The sequence below is a fragment of the Bacillus sp. DE0042 genome (genome assembly GCF_007680225.1).
In the GTDB taxonomy this organism is placed as follows: domain Bacteria; phylum Bacillota; class Bacilli; order Bacillales; family Bacillaceae_G; genus Bacillus_A; species Bacillus_A wiedmannii.
In genome coordinates, this window is the sequence record NZ_VEJP01000001.1 from 1600798 (window position 1) to 1621873 (window position 21076).

The following is a 21076-nucleotide window of genomic DNA, read 5'->3' on the forward strand; positions in this document are numbered from 1 at the left end:
TCGCGTCGATTGTTTTCAGCTAAATAAAGGGGGTTTTTCGAATGGGTAAAAAGAACAAATCAAAACGTTTTATCCAACAAGGAGCCGATGCTGTAATGAAGCATGATGCAAGATTCCCGTACCGTGGTACATTAGCTGAGGCAGAAAAAGCGAGAAGTAACTCTTCTTTTGGAGGGGTTTAAATGGGGAACTTACTATTCCAACAAGCTAGAGATGCCGTTGCAAATGCCGTCACTTGTTCAAGCGGTACTGAGCAACAAGATCTCGTATATAGAGCAAAAAACGCTTTGCACTCTGCTTATGCAAACTCTTCAACAGCTGAAAAAGTTCAGCTACGTGAAATGCAGGAGCAGTTGCAAAACATTACGAATTTACATTAAAAAAGAGGACCAGCTTTGGTCCTCTTTAATCTTTTCGAAACAAGCCAAACACCCCAACCGTCTGTAATACGTTTGTAAATGCACTTGGGTCCACTTGCCTAATAACCCTTTCTAATTCATATAACTCATAACGCGTAATAACAATCATTAACATTTCCTTATTTTCATTTGTATAAGCGCCTGTTGCTGGTATAGTTGTAATCCCCCTCACTAAACGTGAATGAATCGCCTTTCGTACATCTGTCCCATTCTTCGTAACGATTAATGCTGTAATCTTCACATGACGTGTATGAATCGCATCGATAATTCGCGTTGACACATACAAAGTCACCAAAGTATATAATGCTTTTTCCCATCCATACACATAGCCAGCCGCAATAATGATCAGTGCATTAAAGAAGAAAAAATACGTACCGACAGGCTTGTCTTTAATCTTTGATAAAATCATGGCGATAATATCTAAACCACCTGTAGAAGCCCCCCACTTTAAAGCAATTCCTACTCCAATCGCCGAAATAATCCCGCCAAAAATCGCATTCAATATGATGTCGTTCGAGACTGCTCTAACCGGGATAATTTCTAGAAACAAAGTCATAAATACAACGCAAAGAAAACTAAAGAAAGTAAAGGCCTTTCCAACCTTTTTCCATGCTAAAATAACGACGGGAATATTAAACAAACTAAACAATACCCCCGTTGATATGTGAATAGATAAAAAGTCACCTAATATTTGTGATAACAATTGAGACAATCCAGCAAAGCCACTCGCGTACACTTTCGCTGGCGTTAAAAATAAATTCATTCCAATCGCGTTTAACAAACCTGCGACAATTACAACGATTAACTTCTTTATAAGTTCGGTATAATTCAACTTCAAATCCATTTCTAATCCACCTTTATTATTCATGAATGCACTGCTATACATAGTCTTTACGAAAAAGGAAATGATAAACGTACAACGTGTAGAAATGGAGTTGATACATATGCCACATACGAGTGATAACGACAAAAAAGCACGCGATAATAATGCAAAGCGTACGCAAAAAAATGAGCAAGAACAAAAAAATATTCAGCAAGGTAAGCGTTCCTATTCTAAAAAGACCGATCACCTTTGATCCCATCGTACATCAACAATATTGTTGATGTACTTTTTTTACATTTTACAGGGAAAAAACATTAAAAATTCACTTCATGTTCACTTCTATATTCTACAATAGCGATAACATATTCGGATGAGGTGTTGGCATGAGAGGGAAACACATTTTCATTATTACTGCACTACTAAGTATATTAATGCTAGCTGCTTGTGGACAAAAAAACAGCTCAGCTACAGTCGCTACCGCAACAGACTCAACCATTACGAAGAGCGACTTCGAAAAGCAGCTGAAAGATCGTTACGGAAAAGACATGTTATACGAAATGATGGCACAAGACGTTATCACGAAAAAATATAAAGTATCTGATGATGATGTAGATAAAGAAGTACAAAAAGCGAAAAATCAATACGGAGATCAATTCACAGCAGTACTAGAAAACAATCGTTTAAAAGATGAAGCTGATTTCAAAAATCAAATTAAGTTTAAACTAGCTATGAATGAAGCGATCAAGAAAAGTGTTACAGAAAAAGACGTGAAAGACCACTATAAACCAGAAATTAAAGCGAGTCATATTTTAGTAAGTGACGAAAATGAAGCGAAAGAAATAAAGAAAAAATTAGATACCGGTGCTTCATTTGAAGAATTAGCAAAACAAGAATCACAAGATCTACTATCAAAAGAAAAAGGCGGAGACCTCGGATACTTCAATTCAGGCAGAATGGCGCCTGAATTTGAAACAGCTGCCTATAAACTAAAGGTCGGACAAATTAGCAATCCCGTTAAATCACCAAACGGTTATCATATTATTAAATTAACTGATAAAAAAGAGTTAAAACCCTATGATGAAGTGAAAGACTCTATTCGTAAAAACTTAGAAGAAGAACGTATTGCCGATCCTACATTTAGTCACAAATTACTACAAAAGGAATTAAAAAAGGCAAATATTAAAATAAATGATATTGACTTGGAAGATACGTTTACTCTTGCGCATGAGCAAGGGAATTAAAAAAGCACCGCCTTATTTTTACAGCAAAATAAGGCGGTGCTTTTTATTTAATTTACTTCTTAAAATACGTCCAACCTTCTTCTTGATAAATCTTTTCTTCTTTCATCAACTTACCAAGCGCGCGCTTAAATGCAGCTTTACTCATGTTGAAACGTTCTTTAATGTCTTCTGGGTTGCTCTTATCCCAAAATGGCATTGCTCCGCCTCGTTCTTCCATATATGCATAAATTACAGTAGCATCATCTTCCATTCCTTCTTCTTTACGAGGAAGAAGTGAAATGTTAATTGTACCGTCATCTTTCACGTCAATAATACGGCCCGTTACACGTTCACCGATGCGGACTTGTTCTTTTCTTTCAGTATGGTGTAAGAAAGCACGGAAATGCTCATCAGTTAGTATGAATGAACCAACTTGAAGTGAACGATACACACGTCCATTTACGTTTTTATTACGCATAGATGGCGTCGCATCTACGATAATTTCTTGCATATCACTGTCTCTTGCCGGAAGAGCGATAAGGCGATCTCGATTCGTTAATTTTAACGTACAATATAATTCGTCTCCAACTTCAGGCCATACTGGCATATAAATCGGGAACTCATCAGCTGGGATTAGTATATCTTTTGATACACCAATATTAACAAACACACCCAAACTTGGAATAACTTCTACAACCTTTACCCAGTTCCAATCAAAAGTTGTAATAAGTGGCTCCTTCATTGTTGCTGAAACACGATTTTGATGATCAAGGTATAAGAATACATCAATCGTATCGCCTTCTTCAATTTCTCCAACTAATTCGTTTTTATGTAGGAAAATTTCTTCCTCTTCATTCCCAACCATATATCCGATTTCCGTTTCGCGTAAAACAGTTACCTGTTCAATCGCTCCTAATTGTAAATACATATTTTTTAATTCCCTTCTATATATATAAAATTAACTTTTTTATCTTTTTATCATTCCAAACAAAAGTTAATTATAACACGATTTTTCCTTTATTTGTCCAACTGCCCAAAATTCACTATAATAAAATGAGGTTACATAAATATAAGTATGAAAACACTTAAGTCCAGACTCGTTTTCAGCTATACTTTAGTATGTACAGTACATAAAAAGATTAGAAATTTATTTGGAGGTGCTAACTATGGCAAAAGATAGTTCTTTTGACATCGTTTCGAAAGTAGAATTACCTGAAGTAACAAACGCAATTAACATCGCATTAAAGGAAATCCAAAACCGATATGACTTTAAAGGAAGTAAAAGTGATATTAAATTAGAAAAAGAAGTACTAGTTTTAACTTCTGACGATGAGTTCAAATTAGACCAAGTAAAAGACGTTCTAATTTCTAAGCTTGTAAAACGTAACGTTCCAATTAAAAACTTGGATTACGGAAAAGTTGAAGCTGCGACTGGTAACACTGTTCGCCAACGCGCAACACTTCAACAAGGTATCGATAAAGATAACGCGAAAAAAATTAACAACATCATTAAAGAAATGAAATTAAAAGTAAAAACACAAGTACAAGATGACCAAGTACGTGTTACAGCGAAAAGCCGTGATGACTTACAAGCAGTTATCGCAGCAGTTCGCAGTGCTGACTTACCGATTGACGTACAATTTATTAACTACCGCTAAAAAGAAAAACATCCTCTGTGCAGAGGGTGTTTTTCTTTTTAGCTTGTAGAGAAAATATTACAAAGTCTAAGCTTATGAGCAATCAGATTTTTAGAATGGGTATTTAATTATTATGCATAAACGAAGAAGGTCCTTTTAATAATCGGCGCAAAAAACCTCCCCCCACTCAAATGTAACAATTTATGAGTATAAGAATATTTTCCACCCTTTCATGTAATGTAAAATTAGTAAGGAATTTATTTTTCGAAAAAATGCTAATTAAACAAGAGTTAGAAGTGGTTATTTGAAGAAATTAATACTATGTTTTTTATTAACTACATTCTGTCTATATATTGCAGGGTGTTCTAATAATATAACTACACCCGGGGATACACCTAAAACTTCAACACCTGCGAAGTGTAAATACATCAACAAAGCTTGGTATAAGAAACCTATAAAATGTAATAATTGATGATATAAGTTATAAAAAAAGACACCATAAGGTGCCTTTTTTTATAGAAATTAATAAGATATTCATCAGAAATTATGAGTCATTTTTTATTTTGTTTTTCAAAATATTTTTCTTTAACTATTTTGATCAGATTTTCTTTTTCTGTTAGTTCAAAGATAAATAATGCTTTTTTCATGTTATCAGCTACATCTTCTTCATTATATTGTTTCAGCTTTAGTAAATTCCAACCTTTTCCATAATATAATTCACCTAATAAATATAACGTGTTTAGATTAATAGCTAATTTGATACCCATATCATTGTATTTTATTGCCTCTTCATGTTGATTTGCATGACCTAAAATTTTGGCTAAATTAAAAATGATTTTTAATTTAATCTCTTTATCTCTAGGGAAATCTAACTTATTAAAATTAGTTAAACATCTTCTTAGTATATTAATACTCTTTTCATACTCTTTATTTTCCCCATAAAATATAGCCATTGACTGCATAATATCTATTTCTCTTTCTGATAAAAAATCACCATTCGTTACAGTTAGTTTTAATGCACTATTTAAAAGATTTAAAGCAGTTTTTATTGATTTATTCACATGAAATATAGCAATTGCTTCATGCCATATTAGAAATTGTTTATCTTCTTTTAACTGGAAATTACTTTCGTTTTTCTCTTGTTTCACTATTTCATAAAGTTCACTATATTGTTTTTGCTTTGTACAATCTCTCATTACATATTTTACATTTTCTACATATTTTAGTTTTTTGTTTTGAGTTAGTGCGAAAATATTATTTGGATCAATACCAAGTCTTTCAGATAATTGATATAACAATATGCTAGATGGATAAATCATACCTTTTTCTATTTTGCTAATTTGACTTTGCGAACATATTCCATGACACAATTCAGATTGTGATATATTCTTTTTCATTCTAAGTTCTTTAATGGTAATACCCAAATCGTAAAATTCCATTTTTCCTCCTCAAATATAGCCCTCAATGAGTAACAGAATATTTTTCACCCTTTAATGTAATGTAAAATTAGTATAGTTGCAATTATTGTTTGTTCTATAGGTCTTTTCACTTCTTTGCTCAGCTGCATTTCGAGGCGAGATTCTTCCTTTACAAAAATAGTAGAATACAATGAAAACGAACTGTCACCTCACTCATAAGAAGAAAATGATTTAGCGAAACTAATCTTTCTATAGAGACTAATACATATCCATCATAAGGAACTTCTTCTCTTTTTTTATCGGTTCTCACACAAAAACAGGCTAGGGAGATAGTCTTCTCCTTAGCCTGTCCCCTCTCATTAGAGGAGTTTTCGTACTTATTAAGAACAACACATCCGTTACTCATTTCCGTCTCTTTTTAACCGCAATTAAAAACGCAATAAATAATACGTTCACACCGACTATTAAGGAGATAAATAACCAATTCACACCTGTTTCTCCGCTAATTTTATACACATTTGATTCTTCGCGCTTTAAAACAAGATAAAATTTTCCGTTTTCTTCTCTTATAATTTCATCTTCTAACAATCCTCTTAACTCTTGTTTTTCACCAATCGCACTTACAGGCAAAGCAACTTTTTGTGTTTCTTTCGTATTATTAATCGCTACTAATGTTACTTCATCTTTATACTTTCGTTTTAGTATACTCATTCCATCTTTATCGTATAAAAGCTCAAACGTTCCATGGCGTAGAGATGGTCTCGCTTGTCTAAGCTCACCGAGTTTCGTTATGTGCTGCACAAATTTTTCATCTGATTTGAAATCCATTAATCGTCTATTATCCGGAGTATCCCCTCCATCTAATGCAATTTCAGTCCCGTAATAAAAATTCGGAATACCTGGTGATGTTAATAAATATGTAAGGGCTAGTTTCAAACGAGATGGTGGATAATTCATATTCTCTTTTGCAATACGGGCAAACCTTTTTGTATCTTGATTATCTAAAAATGTAACGGATTCCCCTTCTTTTTTACTCACATCATATAAAGGTTTCACCGATACATTCACTTTAGAAAACGATTCTACTATTTTTTCGTTATATTCACTATCTTCCTTTGTCATAATACGAAAATCTTTCTTTATCACTTGCATATCTTTTTGCACGTCATCCCAGAAAGAACGCGACTTTTTTTCACTATGTATCACATAACTTCCATCTAAATCGACTTCTTTGATCCACCATTTCATCGCGTCGATGACTTGTTTTTCGTTTTCCCCAAGTGGAAATTGAAGTACAACTTTCATTCCTTTTGCGTGCGCTTCTTGTACAAGTTCTTTCACATCATTTCCTGTTCCGAAATGTTCATTTACCTTTTGAAAATTACGCACGTCTAACCCATCATACTTTCCACTTTCAAAAAGCGGAGAAAGCATAACAGCGGTAAAGCCCATTTCTTTTATGTAATCCAGTCTTTTTATAATCCCTCTTATATCTCCGCCCTGATATCCTTCTAAATTGCCAACTTCTAACTGTTTGTCATTTTTCGGTTCTCCATTATTGAAGCGATCAATCATAATGGAATATATGACTTCGTCTCGCCACTCTCTTTTTTCATCTGCAAACGTATGTATTGGTACAAACAAAACGACAGCTAAACAAAAACAAATGAATAGTTTCCTAGTCCGTATTTTTTCCACACGCATCCCCCATGTTTTTTAATTGTAAGAATATTATACCAATTTTCCGAACGAATCGCATACGTTGATTTCATTCCCCTCAAAATACTTCATGTCAGATTTTCTAACATGAAGTATAAAGTTTTCTGAATTTTTAGTTGATTTTTCATTTCGTTTCGAATATGATATGAAACATAACAAGTTGATGTTATTTTTTCTAACATTATAGGAGGAGAGAGAATGAATATGGGAGATACGGTTTTTATGTTTGTAACGACAGTAATGGTCATGTTAATGACACCAGGATTAGCACTTTTTTATGGGGGCATGGTTCGCAGTAAAAATGTACTTAGTACGACAATGCATAGTTATAGCGCAATGGCTATCGTTTCGATTCAATGGATTGTGATCGGCTATTCTTTATCATTCGGACCAGATTGGCACGGACTTATCGGTACACTCGATTGGTTCGGTTTAAACGGAGTTACCTACGCACCAAATCCAGACTACTCATCTACTATTCCTCACAATTTATTTATGATGTTCCAACTCATGTTCGCTATTTTAACTCCCGCTTTAATTTCAGGTGCATTCGCCGAAAGAATGCGATTTTCTGCTTTCCTTATTTTCATCCTCCTATGGACAACAATCGTTTACAACCCTGTCGCTCATTGGGTATGGGGCGTTGGCGGGTGGCTAAGAGAACTTGGCGCGTTAGACTTCGCTGGTGGTAACGTCGTTCATATTACATCTGGCGTGGCCGGCCTTGTATTAGCTATTTTCCTTGGAAAACGAAAAAACATAAACGGTACTTCTCCTCACCATTTACCATTCACAATGTTAGGCGCAGGCTTACTATGGTTCGGCTGGTTCGGTTTTAACGTCGGAAGTGCATTATCTTTAAACGACGTAGCTTTAACTGCATTTATTAATACAAATATAGCCGCTGCTGCCTCTGCATTAACTTGGATGCTTTCAGAATGGTTATTCCAATCAAAACCGACTGCGATGGGAGCTGCTTGTGGTGTAGTTTCCGGTCTAGTCGCTATTACACCAGCTTGTGGGTTCGTTACACCTTTCTCCGCTCTTCTTATCGGAGCAATTGGCGGCGTATTATGCTTCGGAGCGGTCTTTTTCTTAAAAACAAAATTCGGATACGACGATACACTTGATGCATTCGGATGCCACGGTATCGGCGGAACTTGGGGCGGTATTGCGACAGGACTATTTGCAACTACTACTGTAAATGCTGATGGCGCGAACGGATTATTTTACGGAAACGCTGCTTTACTGTTTAAACAACTTGTAGCAATCGGCGCAACATACGCATTCACAATCATAATGACGTACGCCATTATTAAAGCGATTAACTTCTTCCTCCCTGTTAGGGTAGATGAGCATGAGGAACATATGGGACTTGATATTTCGATGCACGGAGAGAAAGCTTATGAGTATACAGAGCGAGTGAACTAAAAAAAGAGATGCAATCTATTAGTAGTAGATTGCATCTCTTTTTATTGTACTTGCTAGCATTGGATACCCCACCCAGTATTCCGGTGAATATATCGGCGATTCTCCGGATATATCGACGATTTTTTAAATATATCGATTTACCAACAAATTCCGACATGACGAAACTGAAGAATACTCCGGTATAACTTACGAATCACCATACTTACTTTTATTCAAACTTAATATAATAAGAAACGCAATTGCTATTACAGCTAAAAAACGAACCGGATTAAACGGCGTTCCTACCGTTTCATTAAAACGATGATAAATAAAAGGGATTATCTCAAGTACCATTAGCCCCATCGCAATTTTAAATGTCTCAGCCATCGCTTTATTTTTTATAAACGTAGCACGCTCATCACCTTGTTTTCCAATTGCTATAAACTTTTTTATAATAGCAAACACCACAAACAAAAAGACACTTAGCGCAATAATAAAAATCAAAACATCCCTCAAAAATACACCTCATATATGTAAAACTTATTTGACAAGAGTATAACATCTTTTACCCTGTATGTAAAACATCTTTTACACATAAAAAAAGACGACCGTTTAACAGTCGTCTTTTCCTACTTATTTCGGAGCATTTCCCACATATTGCGTAATATCAACATTTAAAGCTTGCGCTAAACGCATTCCGTAATCGTGATCTGCACGGAAGAAGTTACAAATAGCCAGTAATTTCGTGCGCTCATTTACGTCTTTTAAGTCATTTGTTAAGTTTGCAATTAAATTGTCTTGCTCTTCTTTAGAGAATGAACGGTAACGCTCACCTGCTTGTTTGAAATCATTTGGTTTGTCAATTTTTTCACGAGATACATAGCCTTCTACTTTCATAGTTGAATCGCGGTAAGCTTTGTCTTCAACTGGATTTTCAGTATGACGGCTCGGTTCGTAGTTAATTGTAGATGGGTTTTGATTGATTTGCATCGCACCATCACGTTGTTGATTATGAACAGCTGCGTACGGGCAGTTTACAGGAATTTGTAAGTAGTTCGCACCAAGACGGTAACGCTGTGTATCTGGATAAGAGAATAAACGACCTTGTAATAATTTATCTTCAGATGGTTCAATACCATTTACAGTTGCACTTGGAGAGAACGCCACTTGTTCTACTTCAGCGAAGAAGTTTTTTGGGTTACGATTTAACGTCATTGTCCCTACTTCAATTAACGGGAAGCGATCTTCTGGCCATACTTTCGTTGGATCTAGCGGATCAAAGTCTAAAGAATCCGTTTCATCTAGTTGCATCACTTGTACGTGTAAATCCCACTTCGGATAATTTCCTTTTTCGATTGCATCGAACAAGTCACGAGTTGCATGGTTGAAATCTTTCCCTTGTACTTCTTGCACCTCTTTTGCACTTAAGTTACGTACACTTTGCTGTGGTTTCCAGTGATATTTAATGTAGACGATTTTACCTTCTGCATTAATCCATTTAAATGAATGGACACCGAAACCTTCCATTTCACGATAGCTTGCTGGTGTACCGTAATCAGAAAATACCCACGTCATCATATGTGTAGATTCCGGACTTAACGTCATGAAATCCCAGTAACGATCTGGTGTTTGAACATTTGTATCAGGTGCTGGTTTTAAAGAATGCACCATATCAGGGAATTTAATTGCATCACGAATGAAGAAGACCGGTAAATGGTTACCTACGATATCGTAATTTCCTTCTTCTGTATAAAATTTAACAGCAAACCCACGTGGGTCACGAGCTGTTTCTGGAGAACCTTGACCATGAATAACCGTTGAGAAACGAACAAATACAGGCGTTTCAGTTCCTTCATTTTGTAAAAATGCTGCTTTCGTATATCGCTTCATGCTGTTTTTCGTTACGAATACACCGTGAGCACCTGCACCACGCGCATGCACAACACGCTCTGGAATACGTTCACGATCAAAGTGCGCGAGTTTTTCTACTAAATGATAGTCTTCTAATAATACCGGCCCACGGCGACCAGCTGTACGAGAATTTTGGTTGTCTCCAACTGGAGCACCTTGGTTTGTTGTTAAGCGATTATTTGGATTCATCTAGGGGGATCCTCCTCTTTCTTTCATAGTAATCATTATTTATTTAAAATTATTATAAACTAATTATTATTCAAAACTAAATTCTTGTCAACCATTTCCTTCATTTTTTTGGAAACAATTTCAGCTAAGCAATCGATGAATACAGATTGTGAATTTGGCATATTTGGTCTAAAATATGCGACATTTAATTCATCAGTTACAACTTTACATTCGTAATCATTGTCATATAAAACTTCTAAATGCTCTGCTACAAAGCCAACTGGGCAATATATGAAAGATTCATATCCATGCCCTTCATATAAATCTCTCGTTAAATCTTGCACATCCGGACCAATCCATGGGTCAGGCGTATTTCCAGCACTTTGCCAACCCGTTGTATAGTTTTGAATATTGGCAGCCTTCGCAATTAAATCTGCTGTATGCTGCAATTGCTCCACATAAGGGTCCCCTGCTGCAATAATTTTTTCTGGCAAACTATGTGCTGAAAAAATTACGACTGCTTTCTCTTTATCTTCAATCTTTGTAAATGTTTCTTTTATTTGATCTACCCAATACGAAATAAACTTCGGTTCATCGTACCATTGTTCAATCAGTTCAATAACAGGACCACCGATTTCTTCCGAAAGACGAATAGCACGGTCATTATATGCTTTAATGCTAAATGTAGAATAATGCGGTGCTAATACGATACTAATCGCTTGCTCAATTCCATCGCGCTTCATCTCTTCTACTGCATCTTCTATAAATGGGGCTATATGTTTTAATCCTAAGTAACAAGTAAATTCATACTCTGTAAATATATTATTCATAGAATCTGTTAATTTATGCGCTTGCTCTTTCGTAATTTTTGCAAGTGGTGAAATTCCGCCAATCGCTTTATAGCGCCCGATTAAGTCTTGGAGTGCTTCTTCTGAAGGTTTATGCCCGTGGCGAATATGTGTATAGTACACTTCTACATCATCTAATGATTCTGGCGTTCCATACGCCATTACGAGTAAACCTATTTTTTTCTTGGTCATCTATATAACACCTCAATTTTATAAATGAGAAGCTTTTTCAAGAACATTTGTTTCCAATTATAACAACTAATAATAAGTACGTCAAAATAATTATTCTAAATAAGTATTGTTTCTAATATAATTTTGAATTTTATTTGACAATTTCTTTAATAAAAAGCGACTTACATAAAAGTAAGTCGCTTTTCTTCTATTCTTTAATATTTACCCCATATTCTTTAAACCAAACGTGAATTTGCGCTAAGTGAGCTAAAAGTTGCGGCCCAGTCATTAATTGACCGAACCAAGGCGATTGAAATGCACTACCGCCTGACTCAATTAATCCGCTCAGCTGTTCTTTATCAAATAGTTCGTGCAAAATTGAGCCTTTATCCGTTAATAAATCTTGTAGCCATACTGTTACTGCTTTCGTATAGTGCGGATTATGCGTTTTCGGATATGGGCTCTTCTTTCTATATAGGATGTCATTTGGAAGTAACCCTTCTAACGCTTTACGCAATAGACCTTTTTCGCGGTTTTTATACATTTTCATTTCCCAAGGAATATTCCACGCATATTCGACAAGTCGGTGATCCGCAAATGGAACACGTACTTCTAAGCTTGCCCCCATACTCATACGGTCTTTTCTGTCTAATAATGTTGTCATAAACCATACCATATTCAAGTAAAATAGTTGTCGTCTCTTTGCTTCAATTGGGCTTTCCCCCTCTAAAACAGGAACTTCTTGAATAGATTCTTCATAACGTTGCTGTACATATTGTTGTAAGTTTAATTTATTTCTCCATTCTTTCTTTAGCAGTTGTTCACGCTCCTCTGTAGAGCGCATCCACGGAAATGCACTCGATTGTAAATCATCTTCTCTATAAAACCACGGATAACCACCAAATATTTCGTCTGCACATTCCCCAGATAAACCGACGACAAAATCTTGTTTAATTTCGCGGCAAAACCATAATAATGACGAATCGATATCTGCCATACCAGGCAAATCACGAACGAGTACCGCTTCTGTTAAATACTGTGCTAATTGTTCATTTGAAATGACGCAGCGATGATGGTTTGTTTGGAACGTCTCAGTCATCAAATGAATAAATGGCGCATCTGAATTCGGCTGAAACGCATTCGCTTTAAAGTATTTGTCATTATCTTCATAATCAACAGAGTATGTGTGTAATTGCCCTTTTCCTGACCTTGCGTATTCTTTCGCAGCAATTGCTGTAATCGCACTCGAATCTACACCTCCTGATAGAAAAGTACATAGTGGTACATCAGAAACGAGCTGCCTTGTAATCGCATCTTGTAATAAAAAGCGTGTTTTCTCTACTGTTTCTTCAAAAGAGTCTTCATGTTTTTTGCTTTCCACATTCCAGTATCTCCATATACATAAACCGTTCTTTGAAAATGTCATCGCATGCCCTGGACGTAATTCTTTTATACCAGCATAAATGCCATGACCAGGTGTTCTAGACGGCCCAAGACCGAATATTTCGGATAAACCTTCTAACGTTACTTCCGCATTCACATCTGGATGCGCTAATATCGCTTTTAACTCTGAACCAAATAGTAATCGCCCACTATCATATTTATAAAATAGCGGTTTTACACCTAGTCGATCTCGCGCAATAAATACTTGTTCTTTCTGTTCATCCCATACAGCAAACGCATATATACCGTTTAAATGATCGACACATTCTTCTTTCCATTCAATATACGACGCTAATAGCACCTCCGTATCCGAATGACCTTTGAACGTATATCCTCTTCTTAATAATTCCTTTCGAATATCTTCTGTATTATACAGTTCACCGTTATAGCAAATTGCATAATTCGTTTCGTCTTTTAAACAAGTCATCGGTTGTTTACCACCCTCAGGATCAACAACAATTAACCGTTTATGCCCAAATGCGACATTTCCTTTAATCCAAACTTTATTATCGTCTGGGCCACGCTTTGCTAACGTCTCAGCCATCTTCGTAACGACGTCCCGTTCTCCTTCTAATGAGCGTTTATAATCCACCCATCCTGTAATCCCGCACATACGAATCATCCTTCCATCTTATTTCTTTTCCTAAACGAGCAGTAATCCCCACCTTAGAGGTGCGGATCAAAAAAATGAAAAACTTGACGATAACCTACTATCCACATATGGAATAGCATTTTCACTCAGTAAAACGTGTGTTATTGTATGCCCACCTATGTCTAGATGTGTCTGGTTATAAAGAATGCACGAACTGTCTATAACAGAAATAACTACTTTTTATTAAGGAGAAATCATATATGATACAACGTAACCATATTTTATATAACCAGCCACGCGCTCATACAGTCGGTAATGTAGAATATATAAACAATGAATGGGTATTCTTTGATGATGAAAATGATGAAGCATTTTTATTAGAAGATATTGCCGAAGATGGCTTTGAGATTTTGTATCACAACAACTGGCTACCAGCTCGTTTCTATGAACAAGATGTATTACAAATCGCCAACGAACAGCACCATTTGCAAAACGGAGAAATGATACGAATTCGAAAGAAATTACTTCTTAGCTATACGGAATGGCTTGAGGAATTACCTGACTCTGTCTTTACGTTATTAACCGAATCATTGCAATCCCTTCACTACTCTTTATATGATTGCATGTATTGTCATAATTATTTATCTTTCTTACCGAAAGAGGAAGCATGCGAAGGAGTAAATATTCTTTTGTTTGATAACGAAGAAATGATTTGTACACTACAGCACCATTTCGTCCGTCACGCTACGTCAAATAAAAACATGTTTCGTTTTACGAAAGTAAACGGAGAAGAGTTGCATATCGATGCAACATAAAGTGAAACTTTAATCAGTGGGGTATCCCCCACTGATTATTAGCCTTCACCAATCGGGTGTTTACGGGATGAAATAAAAAACCACCTTATCTCCCAAGTCTTTGAGATTATAAGGTGGTTTTATTTTTTATTAGAATACTTGCCAGCCAATCGGTAATTTCAGTCCAAGGTAAAATACTGCTACTAGTGCAACAATAAATAGTCCCCAAACTGCCCCTGTTGCTTTGTTCTTGCTCATTTTTACAAGAACCATTTCCATTCCACCGATAACTAAAATACCAGCTACCATTTTTAAACCATACCACATGTGCATGTTACTTGTTGCAGTCTTCATAATACCCATGTACAACATGAAACCTGTCACAATAATGATAATGTACATAAGACGAAGCCCCATATGTACACCTTTACCTTTTCTTCCTGCTGAATAAAGTGAATACGCAACGAAGAATAAAATTAAACCTAACGCCCATGCTGTAATATGCATATGTACCATCGTATCCCCTACCTCCTCTTTTCACACTTTTTCACTCTATATGATAACATGTTCATTTATTTTCAGGAAATGTTTCGCTTTTTTACATTTAAATGATATAATATTTAGAGTATTTACAAACTTCTTGTAATAACAAAAGGGGGAACAATCATGATTCAAACTAAGGATATTATCGAACTTACAGACACATACGGGGCAAATAACTATCACCCACTTCCAATCGTTATTTCTAAAGCAGAAGGCGTTTGGGTAGAAGATCCTGAAGGAAACCGCTATATGGACTTATTAAGTGCATATTCTGCAGTAAACCAAGGTCATCGTCACCCAAAAATTATTAACGCTTTAATTGACCAAGCTAATCGTGTTACGTTAACTTCTCGTGCTTTCCATAGCGATCAATTAGGTCCTTGGTACGAAAAAGTTGCGAAACTAACTAATAAAGAAATGGTACTTCCAATGAATACAGGTGCAGAAGCTGTTGAAACTGCAATTAAAACAGCTCGCCGCTGGGCTTATGATGTGAAGAAAGTAGAAGCAAACCGTGCTGAAATCATCGTTTGCGAAGATAACTTCCACGGCCGTACAATGGGTGCTGTTTCTATGTCTTCAAACGAAGAGTACAAGCGTGGATTCGGTCCAATGCTTCCTGGCATTATCGTAATTCCTTACGGTGATTTAGAAGCGTTAAAAGCCGCAATTACACCAAATACAGCTGCATTCATTTTAGAGCCAATCCAAGGTGAAGCAGGAATTAACATCCCACCAGCTGGTTTCTTAAAAGAAGCTCTTGAAGTATGTAAAAAAGAAAACGTTTTATTTGTAGCAGATGAAATCCAAACAGGTTTAGGCCGTACTGGTAAAGTATTTGCTTGTGATTGGGACAATGTAACTCCTGACATGTACATACTTGGTAAAGCACTTGGCGGCGGCGTATTCCCAATCTCTTGCGTAGCAGCAAACCGCGACATTTTAGGCGTATTCGAGCCAGGTTCTCACGGTTCTACATTCGGTGGTAACCCACTTGCATGTGCTGTTTCTATCGCAGCTCTTGAAGTGTTAGAGGAAGAAAAATTAACAGAGCGTTCTCTTCAATTAGGCGAAAAATTAGTTGGGCAATTAAAAGAAATTGATAACCCAATGATTACTGATATTCGTGGTAAAGGCTTATTCATCGGTATCGAATTAAACGAGCCAGCTCGTCCTTACTGTGAACAACTAAAAGCAGCTGGTCTATTATGTAAAGAAACACACGAAAATGTAATTCGTATCGCACCACCTCTAGTAATCTCTGAAGAAGATTTAGAGTGGGCGTTCCAAAAAATTAAAGCGGTATTATCGTAATAATAGAGAGGTTGTCCTACATGTTGGGACAACCTCTTTCTTTTTATATTGATTTATACTAAAATGAAATTGTAATTTTCTGTATTTTCATTTTAGAAAGCAGGTGCAATATGTTATTACGATATGGTAAACATATTAACTATTTAGCTACATCTTTTATTTTAGTTACATTCTTTGGCTTCCTAATTTCCGTAAAATTGCTTAGCCACTACTCCACTTCTACTACATTCACACTACTGAAAGCATCATTTTGGACCGCTGTTATTCTTACTATCATTGGTTTTGGACGAGAAAAAAGCGCACTTACGGTTATACTATTTGGTATTTGTACACTTGCATTCGTTGGTCTTTACACTTTTTCGGTTATCGATTACCTCTATCATCCAAGACCATAGAAAAGAGCTATCTTTTCACAAGATAGCTCTTTTTTCATTTCACTACATTTCGCAAAGTACCAATTCCTTCTACTGTAATGACCACTTCATCACCCGCATGCAAAAACTTCGGTGGTGTGAAACCTTTTCCGACACCAGCCGGCGTTCCTGTTGCGATAATATCGCCTGGCTCTAACGTCATTCCTTTACTTATCGTTGAAATGATTTCTTCTATTGAAAAAATCATTTTATTTGTATTTGAAGTTTGCCTTACTTCCCCATTTACTACCGTTTCAATGTGTAACGCATTTGGCGAACTGACCATTGATTTATGAATTAAATACGGTCCCATCGGACAAAATGTATCAAAACTTTTTCCAAGAAAAAATTGTTTATGCTTCCGTTGAATGTCACGAGCAGTTATATCATTTATAATGGTGTAACCAAAAACATGCTCAAGCGCTTTTTCTTTTTTTATTTGTTTCCCTCGCTTACCGATGATGATAGCTAGTTCTCCTTCATAGTCTAGTTCATTCGTTGCGTGGGGATGACTATTAATTTTTTCATCCATTCCAATAACTGTCGTCGGCGCTTTCGTAAAGATCATTATATTTTCTGGAATTGACTCTACTCCGCCCATTTCTATCGCATGCTCACGATAATTTTTCCCAACGCAAAGAATATTCTTCCTTGGCCTTGGAATTGGCGCTAATATTTTCACCTCAGTTAACGGATAATACGCTGCCCCTTCATGTTCCTTCGCCCAATTTAAAATATCGCATATTTTTTCAAAGCATTCGGTTCCTCTTTCAATACACTCTAACATTGTAATCGGAATTGTAACCTTTTCCCCTTTTTGTCTTTGCGCTTCTCTTACATGCAATACCTTTTCTTCCTCTTCATCCACAACACCTACAAATACCTTTTCTTCTTTTTTCGCCGTTACCAAACGCAATATTTCCACTCTCCATCCTAAAACTCATATCGATACGATAAACTTAACTAAATCTATACAATTCAATCAAATTTACACAAGTTAGTGCTTCATCGTGTTCTCGCAACCCCGAAGGGACGAGGGGTATAACACTCCACACGAGGCAGTATCGTTACCTCCTATTATCAAGCATTTATTTTACCCATCTTGATAAATTTATCGAAGCATTTACATCCCTATCGTGATGGCTATTGCACCCAACACAACGCCATTCACGTATTTTTAAACTCCACTGTCCTTCTGGTTGAACTGAACGGTCGTATTTAACGCTACAACATGAGCAAATCTTGCTTGAGGCGAACCATTTATCAGCTTTAGGGATTGCCCGCAGTTAACCCTCACTACTAGCCAATCACTTGACTAGCAGGGCTTACTGATATATTTAATTAGCTTTGGTTATAATTGGTTAAATAAATCGTAACAGTTAGTTACCCTTTAATTGTATTCGCATCAATAAGAAAAAAACCTTCTCATGCACGCTAATTTTTACAATATTCTTCTCCTATCCTATTCGTCACTCCTTTATATTTGGCATAAAATGTAGAAATTTTACTTTTTTTAGCGAAGGTATTTCTTTTTTATGGGGTTTTTGTATAATATGTACTACATATATACTAAAAATTTCATTTAGAGATGGAGCCGATTTCAATGTTTGAGCAAGCGATTGAAAAAAAACGTGAAAAAATGATTTATTTTGCTGAACGCTACGGAATGACTTCTCAAAAAACAGTGGATTGCAGCCAAGAACTGGACAGGCTCTTAAATGTAATTTGGCATGTACATACGGATTTTCACCCTAATCAAACACTCAATACACACACGCAATAACGTGTGTGTTTCTTTTATAAAAAAAAAACACATTTTATTGAAAACGCCCATACAATAGTAGAAAAGAAAATTTAAAAAACGAAAGGTGTTTTGTATGCCAGCTATGGTCGGACATATTCGTATCGTCAATATTGGATCAAGTGGTATTTTTCATATTGGAGATGTATTTGCGATTAGGCCTATTAGTTATTCACGCGCTTTCGCCGGGGCCGGCTCTTTTAATGTGGGAGATAACGTTTCTGTCTACAATTATCAAAGCGCAACGACTGTCAATGATTCAGATGTAATTGATCAAGCGATAATTGGTTCAACTTAGAGGAGGCGATTGCATTGAATCTTTATGTAAACCAAAGCATCATCATTAATAGCATTAAAATTGATAGCATTACAACCTCTTCTGTATTCCAAATTGGTACTGCAGGAAGTATTAAAGCTCTATCTAAATTCTCAAATACTGGCGGATTTACAGAGCCCCTTCGCCCATTGCAGGCGAAAGGACAAATTATTTCTATCAAACCATCAACTAGTTCTTCTTAAGACATCCTTGTCATAAATATATAGCAGGAATATTTTTACCCTCCCTACTGAAAAGGAGGTTTCACAAAATGAATCAAGATATATATACTTACTTACACCAACTTCAACAAGCTCTTCAAGCACAACAAGCAACCATCCTTCATCTAGAAGATCAAGTGCGTCTATTACAAGAAGAGCTTACCGAATTAAAAAATCGCCCCTCCTCTTCTGTAGGAAAAGTGGAATACAAATTCGATCAATTAAAAGTAGAAAATTTAAATGGCACTTTAAATATCGGTTTAAATCCGTTTTCAGCAAAAGGACAGCAAATTGAAGATTTTCAAGTGGATACAGAAACGTTAAAAGTAAATCCTGAAACAGATACAAACCCTGATTTTTACCAAGGTATCCTTCAAGAAATGCATCGTTACTTAGATGAAGAAGCATATAATCGAATTCTCCATTTTGAACAAGAAGAGAGAACGCCGCTCGATGAAATGTATCGACAAATGATGGTTGATGACATAAAAAAACAGATGGAGCATAGGCTTCCTTATTATTTATCACAAGCACAATCATACGAAGGTTCTTCAACAAATCCAGATTATTTACGCGATATCATTCTCCAAGCAATGAAACATGATATCGACAAAGCCTTTCTATCTTTTATTCAACACATACCGGGCAATTTCCGAAAGGAGTAAGTATGTATGAATGTTAACGTTGTAAATCGCGAGTTAAAAGTCGGACAGATTAAAATGAACGGTGTATCATCATCCGCACTCTTTTTAATTGGGGATGCAAATTTCCTCATACTATCTTCTATTCTTGATACACCATTTGAAACTGTTACAGAGGGTCCATTTGTACCATTAGTCACAGATGTCCCTCCTACTCCAGGTTAAGGAGACTGAGAAATTATGTTACATCATGTTTCTGTTGTCCAAAATGTTTCTATTATTTCTTTAGGGATTACTGCTGTATTTCAAGTTGGAGATGCAAATCAAATGGAGTTAAAAAGTAGGGCTCTTGCCGTCCACAGGGAAATTCCTTGTTATATAAAAGACGAAGGCCGCTTAGACGCATTTGAAATCTTTACAGATGAACACATCACAATCCCAAAACGAACGACAGATGTAAAATTAAACATTGTAAATGAATGCCCTTTTATTGAAGTAAACAATGTTGAATTGCGAACACTTTTAAATTCTGGTTGCTTTCAAATTGGAAATGTTGATTATGTTTTTAATAACTCTCGTATTATGCAAATCCGCCAATATATTACGGATGAACCTTCCGCACAATAATTCATATAGTAATTAAAAAGCTTAGTAAAGTGGGTGGATAGTATGCCTTCTGTTGTTGGAAATCTCGTCGTTCAAAACAGTAATGGTTCGTTCAATTTAGGGGATTTTTATAACGTGTCTCCGAAAGAGAATACGAAAGCTTATAATGGATCCGGAGCTTCCAATGTTGGATTTGTCGTAAACACTTTTAGCGGCGTTAGTGCAACAAATACGTTTGATTCTGATGTGGCCGATCAAGATCAGATTGGAACAGCGTAAAAAAAGTAGGAGATATTCTCCTACTTTTTTCTTTTATCTCATTCAAGATTATCAAAAAAAACACTGTTTACTGTTTCATTTATTTAAATGATAATCCGCTCTCCTCCAAAGCCTTTCTAAGCTTCGGCAAAGATGCTGGTCCCATACCATGTAGTTTTAAAATTTCTTTTTCACTATACTTTGAGAGTTCTTCTATAGTGTGAATTCCATGATGTTGCAACGCATTTCGTGCTGGTGATGAAAGAAGTGAAAGAAACCCTGTTGTTGGTTTCTTTTCTTTCTCACAAGCTGGGCAAGTTGGACAATCGCTACTTTTATAGTATTCATGTCCTTTTTCACACGTTCTTAACGTTTTTTCCGTTTCCATTT

At 36.0% G+C, this 21076-nt stretch carries 27 protein-coding genes and 1 pseudogene; 16 read left to right on the top strand and 12 right to left on the bottom strand.

Annotation, left to right across the window (positions count from 1 at the left end; translation table 11 throughout):
- The first annotated feature begins 41 nt into the window (after positions 1–41).
- On the top strand, positions 42–182 hold the full coding sequence (locus FS802_RS08005) for a hypothetical protein (protein WP_000516816.1): 141 nt from the start codon (positions 42–44) through the stop codon (positions 180–182).
- On the top strand, positions 183–380 hold the full coding sequence (locus FS802_RS08010; RefSeq protein WP_046957006.1) for a DUF3813 domain-containing protein: 198 nt from the start codon (positions 183–185) through the stop codon (positions 378–380). It begins immediately after the preceding gene.
- 25 nt (positions 381–405) lie between these two features.
- On the opposite strand, the gene FS802_RS08015 is transcribed toward FS802_RS08010, so the two are convergent.
- Positions 406–1263 (bottom strand): YitT family protein, encoded by an 858-nt coding sequence (locus tag FS802_RS08015; RefSeq protein ID WP_141546004.1) that lies wholly within the window; start codon positions 1261–1263, stop codon positions 406–408.
- A gap of 100 nt (positions 1264–1363) precedes the next feature.
- On the opposite strand from FS802_RS08015, the gene FS802_RS08020 reads away from it, so the two are divergent.
- Both FS802_RS08020 and prsA read left to right on the top strand, forming a co-directional pair.
- Complete coding sequence (locus tag FS802_RS08020) at positions 1364–1495, top strand: DUF3941 domain-containing protein (RefSeq protein ID WP_001120852.1); 132 nt, start codon at positions 1364–1366, stop codon at positions 1493–1495.
- Positions 1496–1625: 130 nt separating this feature from the next.
- Positions 1626–2483 carry a peptidylprolyl isomerase PrsA gene (prsA, locus tag FS802_RS08025; protein ID WP_098654953.1) on the top strand — a complete coding sequence of 286 codons (858 nt, stop codon included), beginning with the start codon at positions 1626–1628 and terminating at the stop codon, positions 2481–2483.
- Positions 2484–2535: 52 nt separating this feature from the next.
- Here the strand turns inward: prsA and FS802_RS08030 are convergent, their stop codons facing one another.
- Positions 2536–3390, bottom strand: coding sequence for a CvfB family protein (locus FS802_RS08030; protein ID WP_000281275.1), 855 nt, complete (start codon positions 3388–3390; stop codon positions 2536–2538).
- A 238-nt stretch (positions 3391–3628) separates the two neighbouring features.
- On the opposite strand from FS802_RS08030, the gene FS802_RS08035 reads away from it, so the two are divergent.
- Complete coding sequence (locus tag FS802_RS08035; RefSeq protein ID WP_001040146.1) at positions 3629–4120, top strand: YajQ family cyclic di-GMP-binding protein; 492 nt, start codon at positions 3629–3631, stop codon at positions 4118–4120.
- A 530-nt stretch (positions 4121–4650) separates the two neighbouring features.
- Here the strand turns inward: FS802_RS08035 and FS802_RS08040 are convergent.
- Both FS802_RS08040 and FS802_RS08050 read right to left on the bottom strand, forming a co-directional pair.
- Positions 4651–5538, bottom strand: coding sequence for a helix-turn-helix domain-containing protein (locus FS802_RS08040; protein ID WP_000397904.1), 888 nt, complete (start codon positions 5536–5538; stop codon positions 4651–4653).
- A 381-nt stretch (positions 5539–5919) separates the two neighbouring features.
- On the bottom strand, positions 5920–7221 hold the full coding sequence (locus tag FS802_RS08050; RefSeq protein WP_098720262.1) for an alpha-amylase family glycosyl hydrolase: 1302 nt from the start codon (positions 7219–7221) through the stop codon (positions 5920–5922).
- Between the two features lie 213 nt (positions 7222–7434).
- Between FS802_RS08050 and FS802_RS08060 the strand changes: the two genes are divergently transcribed.
- Entirely contained in the window at positions 7435–8667 is a 1233-nt protein-coding gene (locus FS802_RS08060) for an ammonium transporter (RefSeq protein ID WP_144524957.1), read from the top strand.
- A gap of 186 nt (positions 8668–8853) precedes the next feature.
- On the opposite strand, the gene FS802_RS08065 is transcribed toward FS802_RS08060, so the two are convergent.
- The 4 genes from FS802_RS08065 to asnB all read right to left on the bottom strand — a co-directional run bounded on the left by FS802_RS08065 (position 8854) and on the right by asnB (position 13800).
- On the bottom strand, positions 8854–9162 hold the full coding sequence (locus tag FS802_RS08065; protein WP_260989059.1) for a hypothetical protein: 309 nt from the start codon (positions 9160–9162) through the stop codon (positions 8854–8856).
- A gap of 117 nt (positions 9163–9279) precedes the next feature.
- Positions 9280–10746: a catalase KatB gene (katB, locus tag FS802_RS08070; protein WP_001069193.1), complete on the bottom strand. Its 1467-nt coding sequence runs from the start codon at positions 10744–10746 to the stop codon at positions 9280–9282.
- A 59-nt stretch (positions 10747–10805) separates the two neighbouring features.
- Positions 10806–11765 (bottom strand): ferrochelatase, encoded by a 960-nt coding sequence (gene hemH, locus FS802_RS08075; RefSeq protein ID WP_098720263.1) that lies wholly within the window; start codon positions 11763–11765, stop codon positions 10806–10808.
- Between the two features lie 187 nt (positions 11766–11952).
- Complete coding sequence (asnB, locus tag FS802_RS08080) at positions 11953–13800, bottom strand: asparagine synthase (glutamine-hydrolyzing) (RefSeq protein ID WP_098720264.1); 1848 nt, start codon at positions 13798–13800, stop codon at positions 11953–11955.
- A 239-nt stretch (positions 13801–14039) separates the two neighbouring features.
- On the opposite strand from asnB, the gene FS802_RS08085 reads away from it, so the two are divergent.
- Positions 14040–14594, top strand: a complete 555-nt coding sequence (locus FS802_RS08085; RefSeq protein ID WP_000616065.1) for a DUF2777 domain-containing protein — start codon at positions 14040–14042, stop codon at positions 14592–14594.
- Between the two features lie 129 nt (positions 14595–14723).
- On the opposite strand, the gene FS802_RS08090 is transcribed toward FS802_RS08085, so the two are convergent.
- Positions 14724–15089 carry a YisL family protein gene (locus FS802_RS08090; protein ID WP_000233492.1) on the bottom strand — a complete coding sequence of 122 codons (366 nt, stop codon included), beginning with the start codon at positions 15087–15089 and terminating at the stop codon, positions 14724–14726.
- A 150-nt stretch (positions 15090–15239) separates the two neighbouring features.
- Here FS802_RS08090 and rocD point away from each other — a divergent pair, with 150 nt between their 5' ends.
- Together rocD and FS802_RS08100 are read left to right on the top strand one after the other, a co-directional pair.
- Complete coding sequence (rocD, locus tag FS802_RS08095; protein ID WP_000616651.1) at positions 15240–16430, top strand: ornithine aminotransferase; 1191 nt, start codon at positions 15240–15242, stop codon at positions 16428–16430.
- A 110-nt stretch (positions 16431–16540) separates the two neighbouring features.
- Positions 16541–16825, top strand: coding sequence for a hypothetical protein (locus FS802_RS08100; RefSeq protein WP_098654948.1), 285 nt, complete (start codon positions 16541–16543; stop codon positions 16823–16825).
- Between the two features lie 34 nt (positions 16826–16859).
- Here FS802_RS08100 and FS802_RS08105 read toward each other — a convergent pair whose 3' ends face one another.
- Positions 16860–17759 (bottom strand): fumarylacetoacetate hydrolase family protein, encoded by a 900-nt coding sequence (locus FS802_RS08105; RefSeq protein WP_176545830.1) that lies wholly within the window; start codon positions 17757–17759, stop codon positions 16860–16862.
- 172 nt (positions 17760–17931) lie between these two features.
- Positions 17932–18123, bottom strand: a pseudogene (locus tag FS802_RS08110) (zinc ribbon domain-containing protein); the annotation flags it as partial.
- A gap of 323 nt (positions 18124–18446) precedes the next feature.
- Here FS802_RS08110 and FS802_RS08115 point away from each other — a divergent pair.
- The 7 genes from FS802_RS08115 (at position 18447) to gerPF (ending at position 20707) form a co-directional block, all read left to right on the top strand.
- Complete coding sequence (locus tag FS802_RS08115; RefSeq protein WP_000462847.1) at positions 18447–18626, top strand: aspartyl-phosphate phosphatase Spo0E family protein; 180 nt, start codon at positions 18447–18449, stop codon at positions 18624–18626.
- A gap of 94 nt (positions 18627–18720) precedes the next feature.
- Positions 18721–18942 carry a spore germination protein GerPA gene (gerPA, locus tag FS802_RS08120; RefSeq protein ID WP_001111187.1) on the top strand — a complete coding sequence of 74 codons (222 nt, stop codon included), beginning with the start codon at positions 18721–18723 and terminating at the stop codon, positions 18940–18942.
- A 14-nt stretch (positions 18943–18956) separates the two neighbouring features.
- Entirely contained in the window at positions 18957–19163 is a 207-nt protein-coding gene (gene gerPB / locus FS802_RS08125) for a spore germination protein GerPB (RefSeq protein ID WP_001055456.1), read from the top strand.
- Positions 19164–19231: 68 nt separating this feature from the next.
- Complete coding sequence (gene gerPC / locus FS802_RS08130; protein ID WP_001070745.1) at positions 19232–19846, top strand: spore germination protein GerPC; 615 nt, start codon at positions 19232–19234, stop codon at positions 19844–19846.
- 6 nt (positions 19847–19852) lie between these two features.
- Positions 19853–20047, top strand: a complete 195-nt coding sequence (gene gerPD / locus FS802_RS08135) for a spore germination protein GerPD (RefSeq protein ID WP_001102341.1) — start codon at positions 19853–19855, stop codon at positions 20045–20047.
- A 15-nt stretch (positions 20048–20062) separates the two neighbouring features.
- Positions 20063–20449: a spore germination protein GerPE gene (locus tag FS802_RS08140; protein ID WP_000902339.1), complete on the top strand. Its 387-nt coding sequence runs from the start codon at positions 20063–20065 to the stop codon at positions 20447–20449.
- Between the two features lie 42 nt (positions 20450–20491).
- A complete protein-coding gene (gene gerPF, locus FS802_RS08145; protein WP_001141570.1) occupies positions 20492–20707 on the top strand; it encodes a spore germination protein GerPF in 216 nt (71 codons plus the stop codon).
- Between the two features lie 79 nt (positions 20708–20786).
- Here the strand turns inward: gerPF and FS802_RS08150 are convergent, their stop codons facing one another.
- A complete protein-coding gene (locus tag FS802_RS08150; RefSeq protein ID WP_000447115.1) occupies positions 20787–21074 on the bottom strand; it encodes an RNA polymerase alpha subunit C-terminal domain-containing protein in 288 nt (95 codons plus the stop codon).
- Positions 21075–21076: the final 2 nt, after the last annotated feature.

Excerpts from the sequence above, each read along its gene's own strand:
- gerPD (WP_001102341.1), top strand. The coding sequence starts at position 19,853 with ATGAATGTTAACGTTGTAAATCGCGAGTTAAAAGTCGGACAGATTAAA.
- FS802_RS08050 (WP_098720262.1), bottom strand. The coding sequence starts at position 7,221 with ATGCGTGTGGAAAAAATACGGACTAGGAAACTATTCATTTGTTTTTGT.
- rocD (WP_000616651.1), top strand. The coding sequence starts at position 15,240 with ATGATTCAAACTAAGGATATTATCGAACTTACAGACACATACGGGGCA.
- FS802_RS08015 (WP_141546004.1), bottom strand. The coding sequence starts at position 1,263 with ATGGATTTGAAGTTGAATTATACCGAACTTATAAAGAAGTTAATCGTT.
- FS802_RS08085 (WP_000616065.1), top strand. The coding sequence starts at position 14,040 with ATGATACAACGTAACCATATTTTATATAACCAGCCACGCGCTCATACA.
- FS802_RS08060 (WP_144524957.1), top strand. The coding sequence starts at position 7,435 with ATGAATATGGGAGATACGGTTTTTATGTTTGTAACGACAGTAATGGTC.
- hemH (WP_098720263.1), bottom strand. The coding sequence starts at position 11,765 with ATGACCAAGAAAAAAATAGGTTTACTCGTAATGGCGTATGGAACGCCA.
- gerPA (WP_001111187.1), top strand. The coding sequence starts at position 18,721 with ATGCCAGCTATGGTCGGACATATTCGTATCGTCAATATTGGATCAAGT.
- prsA (WP_098654953.1), top strand. The coding sequence starts at position 1,626 with ATGAGAGGGAAACACATTTTCATTATTACTGCACTACTAAGTATATTA.
- FS802_RS08040 (WP_000397904.1), bottom strand. The coding sequence starts at position 5,538 with ATGGAATTTTACGATTTGGGTATTACCATTAAAGAACTTAGAATGAAA.
- asnB (WP_098720264.1), bottom strand. The coding sequence starts at position 13,800 with ATGTGCGGGATTACAGGATGGGTGGATTATAAACGCTCATTAGAAGGA.
- FS802_RS08115 (WP_000462847.1), top strand. The coding sequence starts at position 18,447 with ATGTTTGAGCAAGCGATTGAAAAAAAACGTGAAAAAATGATTTATTTT.
- FS802_RS08035 (WP_001040146.1), top strand. The coding sequence starts at position 3,629 with ATGGCAAAAGATAGTTCTTTTGACATCGTTTCGAAAGTAGAATTACCT.
- FS802_RS08090 (WP_000233492.1), bottom strand. The coding sequence starts at position 15,089 with ATGGTACATATGCATATTACAGCATGGGCGTTAGGTTTAATTTTATTC.
- gerPF (WP_001141570.1), top strand. The coding sequence starts at position 20,492 with ATGCCTTCTGTTGTTGGAAATCTCGTCGTTCAAAACAGTAATGGTTCG.
- FS802_RS08005 (WP_000516816.1), top strand. The coding sequence starts at position 42 with ATGGGTAAAAAGAACAAATCAAAACGTTTTATCCAACAAGGAGCCGAT.
- FS802_RS08140 (WP_000902339.1), top strand. The coding sequence starts at position 20,063 with ATGTTACATCATGTTTCTGTTGTCCAAAATGTTTCTATTATTTCTTTA.
- katB (WP_001069193.1), bottom strand. The coding sequence starts at position 10,746 with ATGAATCCAAATAATCGCTTAACAACAAACCAAGGTGCTCCAGTTGGA.
- FS802_RS08020 (WP_001120852.1), top strand. The coding sequence starts at position 1,364 with ATGCCACATACGAGTGATAACGACAAAAAAGCACGCGATAATAATGCA.
- FS802_RS08100 (WP_098654948.1), top strand. The coding sequence starts at position 16,541 with ATGTTATTACGATATGGTAAACATATTAACTATTTAGCTACATCTTTT.
- FS802_RS08030 (WP_000281275.1), bottom strand. The coding sequence starts at position 3,390 with ATGTATTTACAATTAGGAGCGATTGAACAGGTAACTGTTTTACGCGAA.
- gerPC (WP_001070745.1), top strand. The coding sequence starts at position 19,232 with ATGAATCAAGATATATATACTTACTTACACCAACTTCAACAAGCTCTT.
- FS802_RS08010 (WP_046957006.1), top strand. The coding sequence starts at position 183 with ATGGGGAACTTACTATTCCAACAAGCTAGAGATGCCGTTGCAAATGCC.
- FS802_RS08150 (WP_000447115.1), bottom strand. The coding sequence starts at position 21,074 with ATGGAAACGGAAAAAACGTTAAGAACGTGTGAAAAAGGACATGAATAC.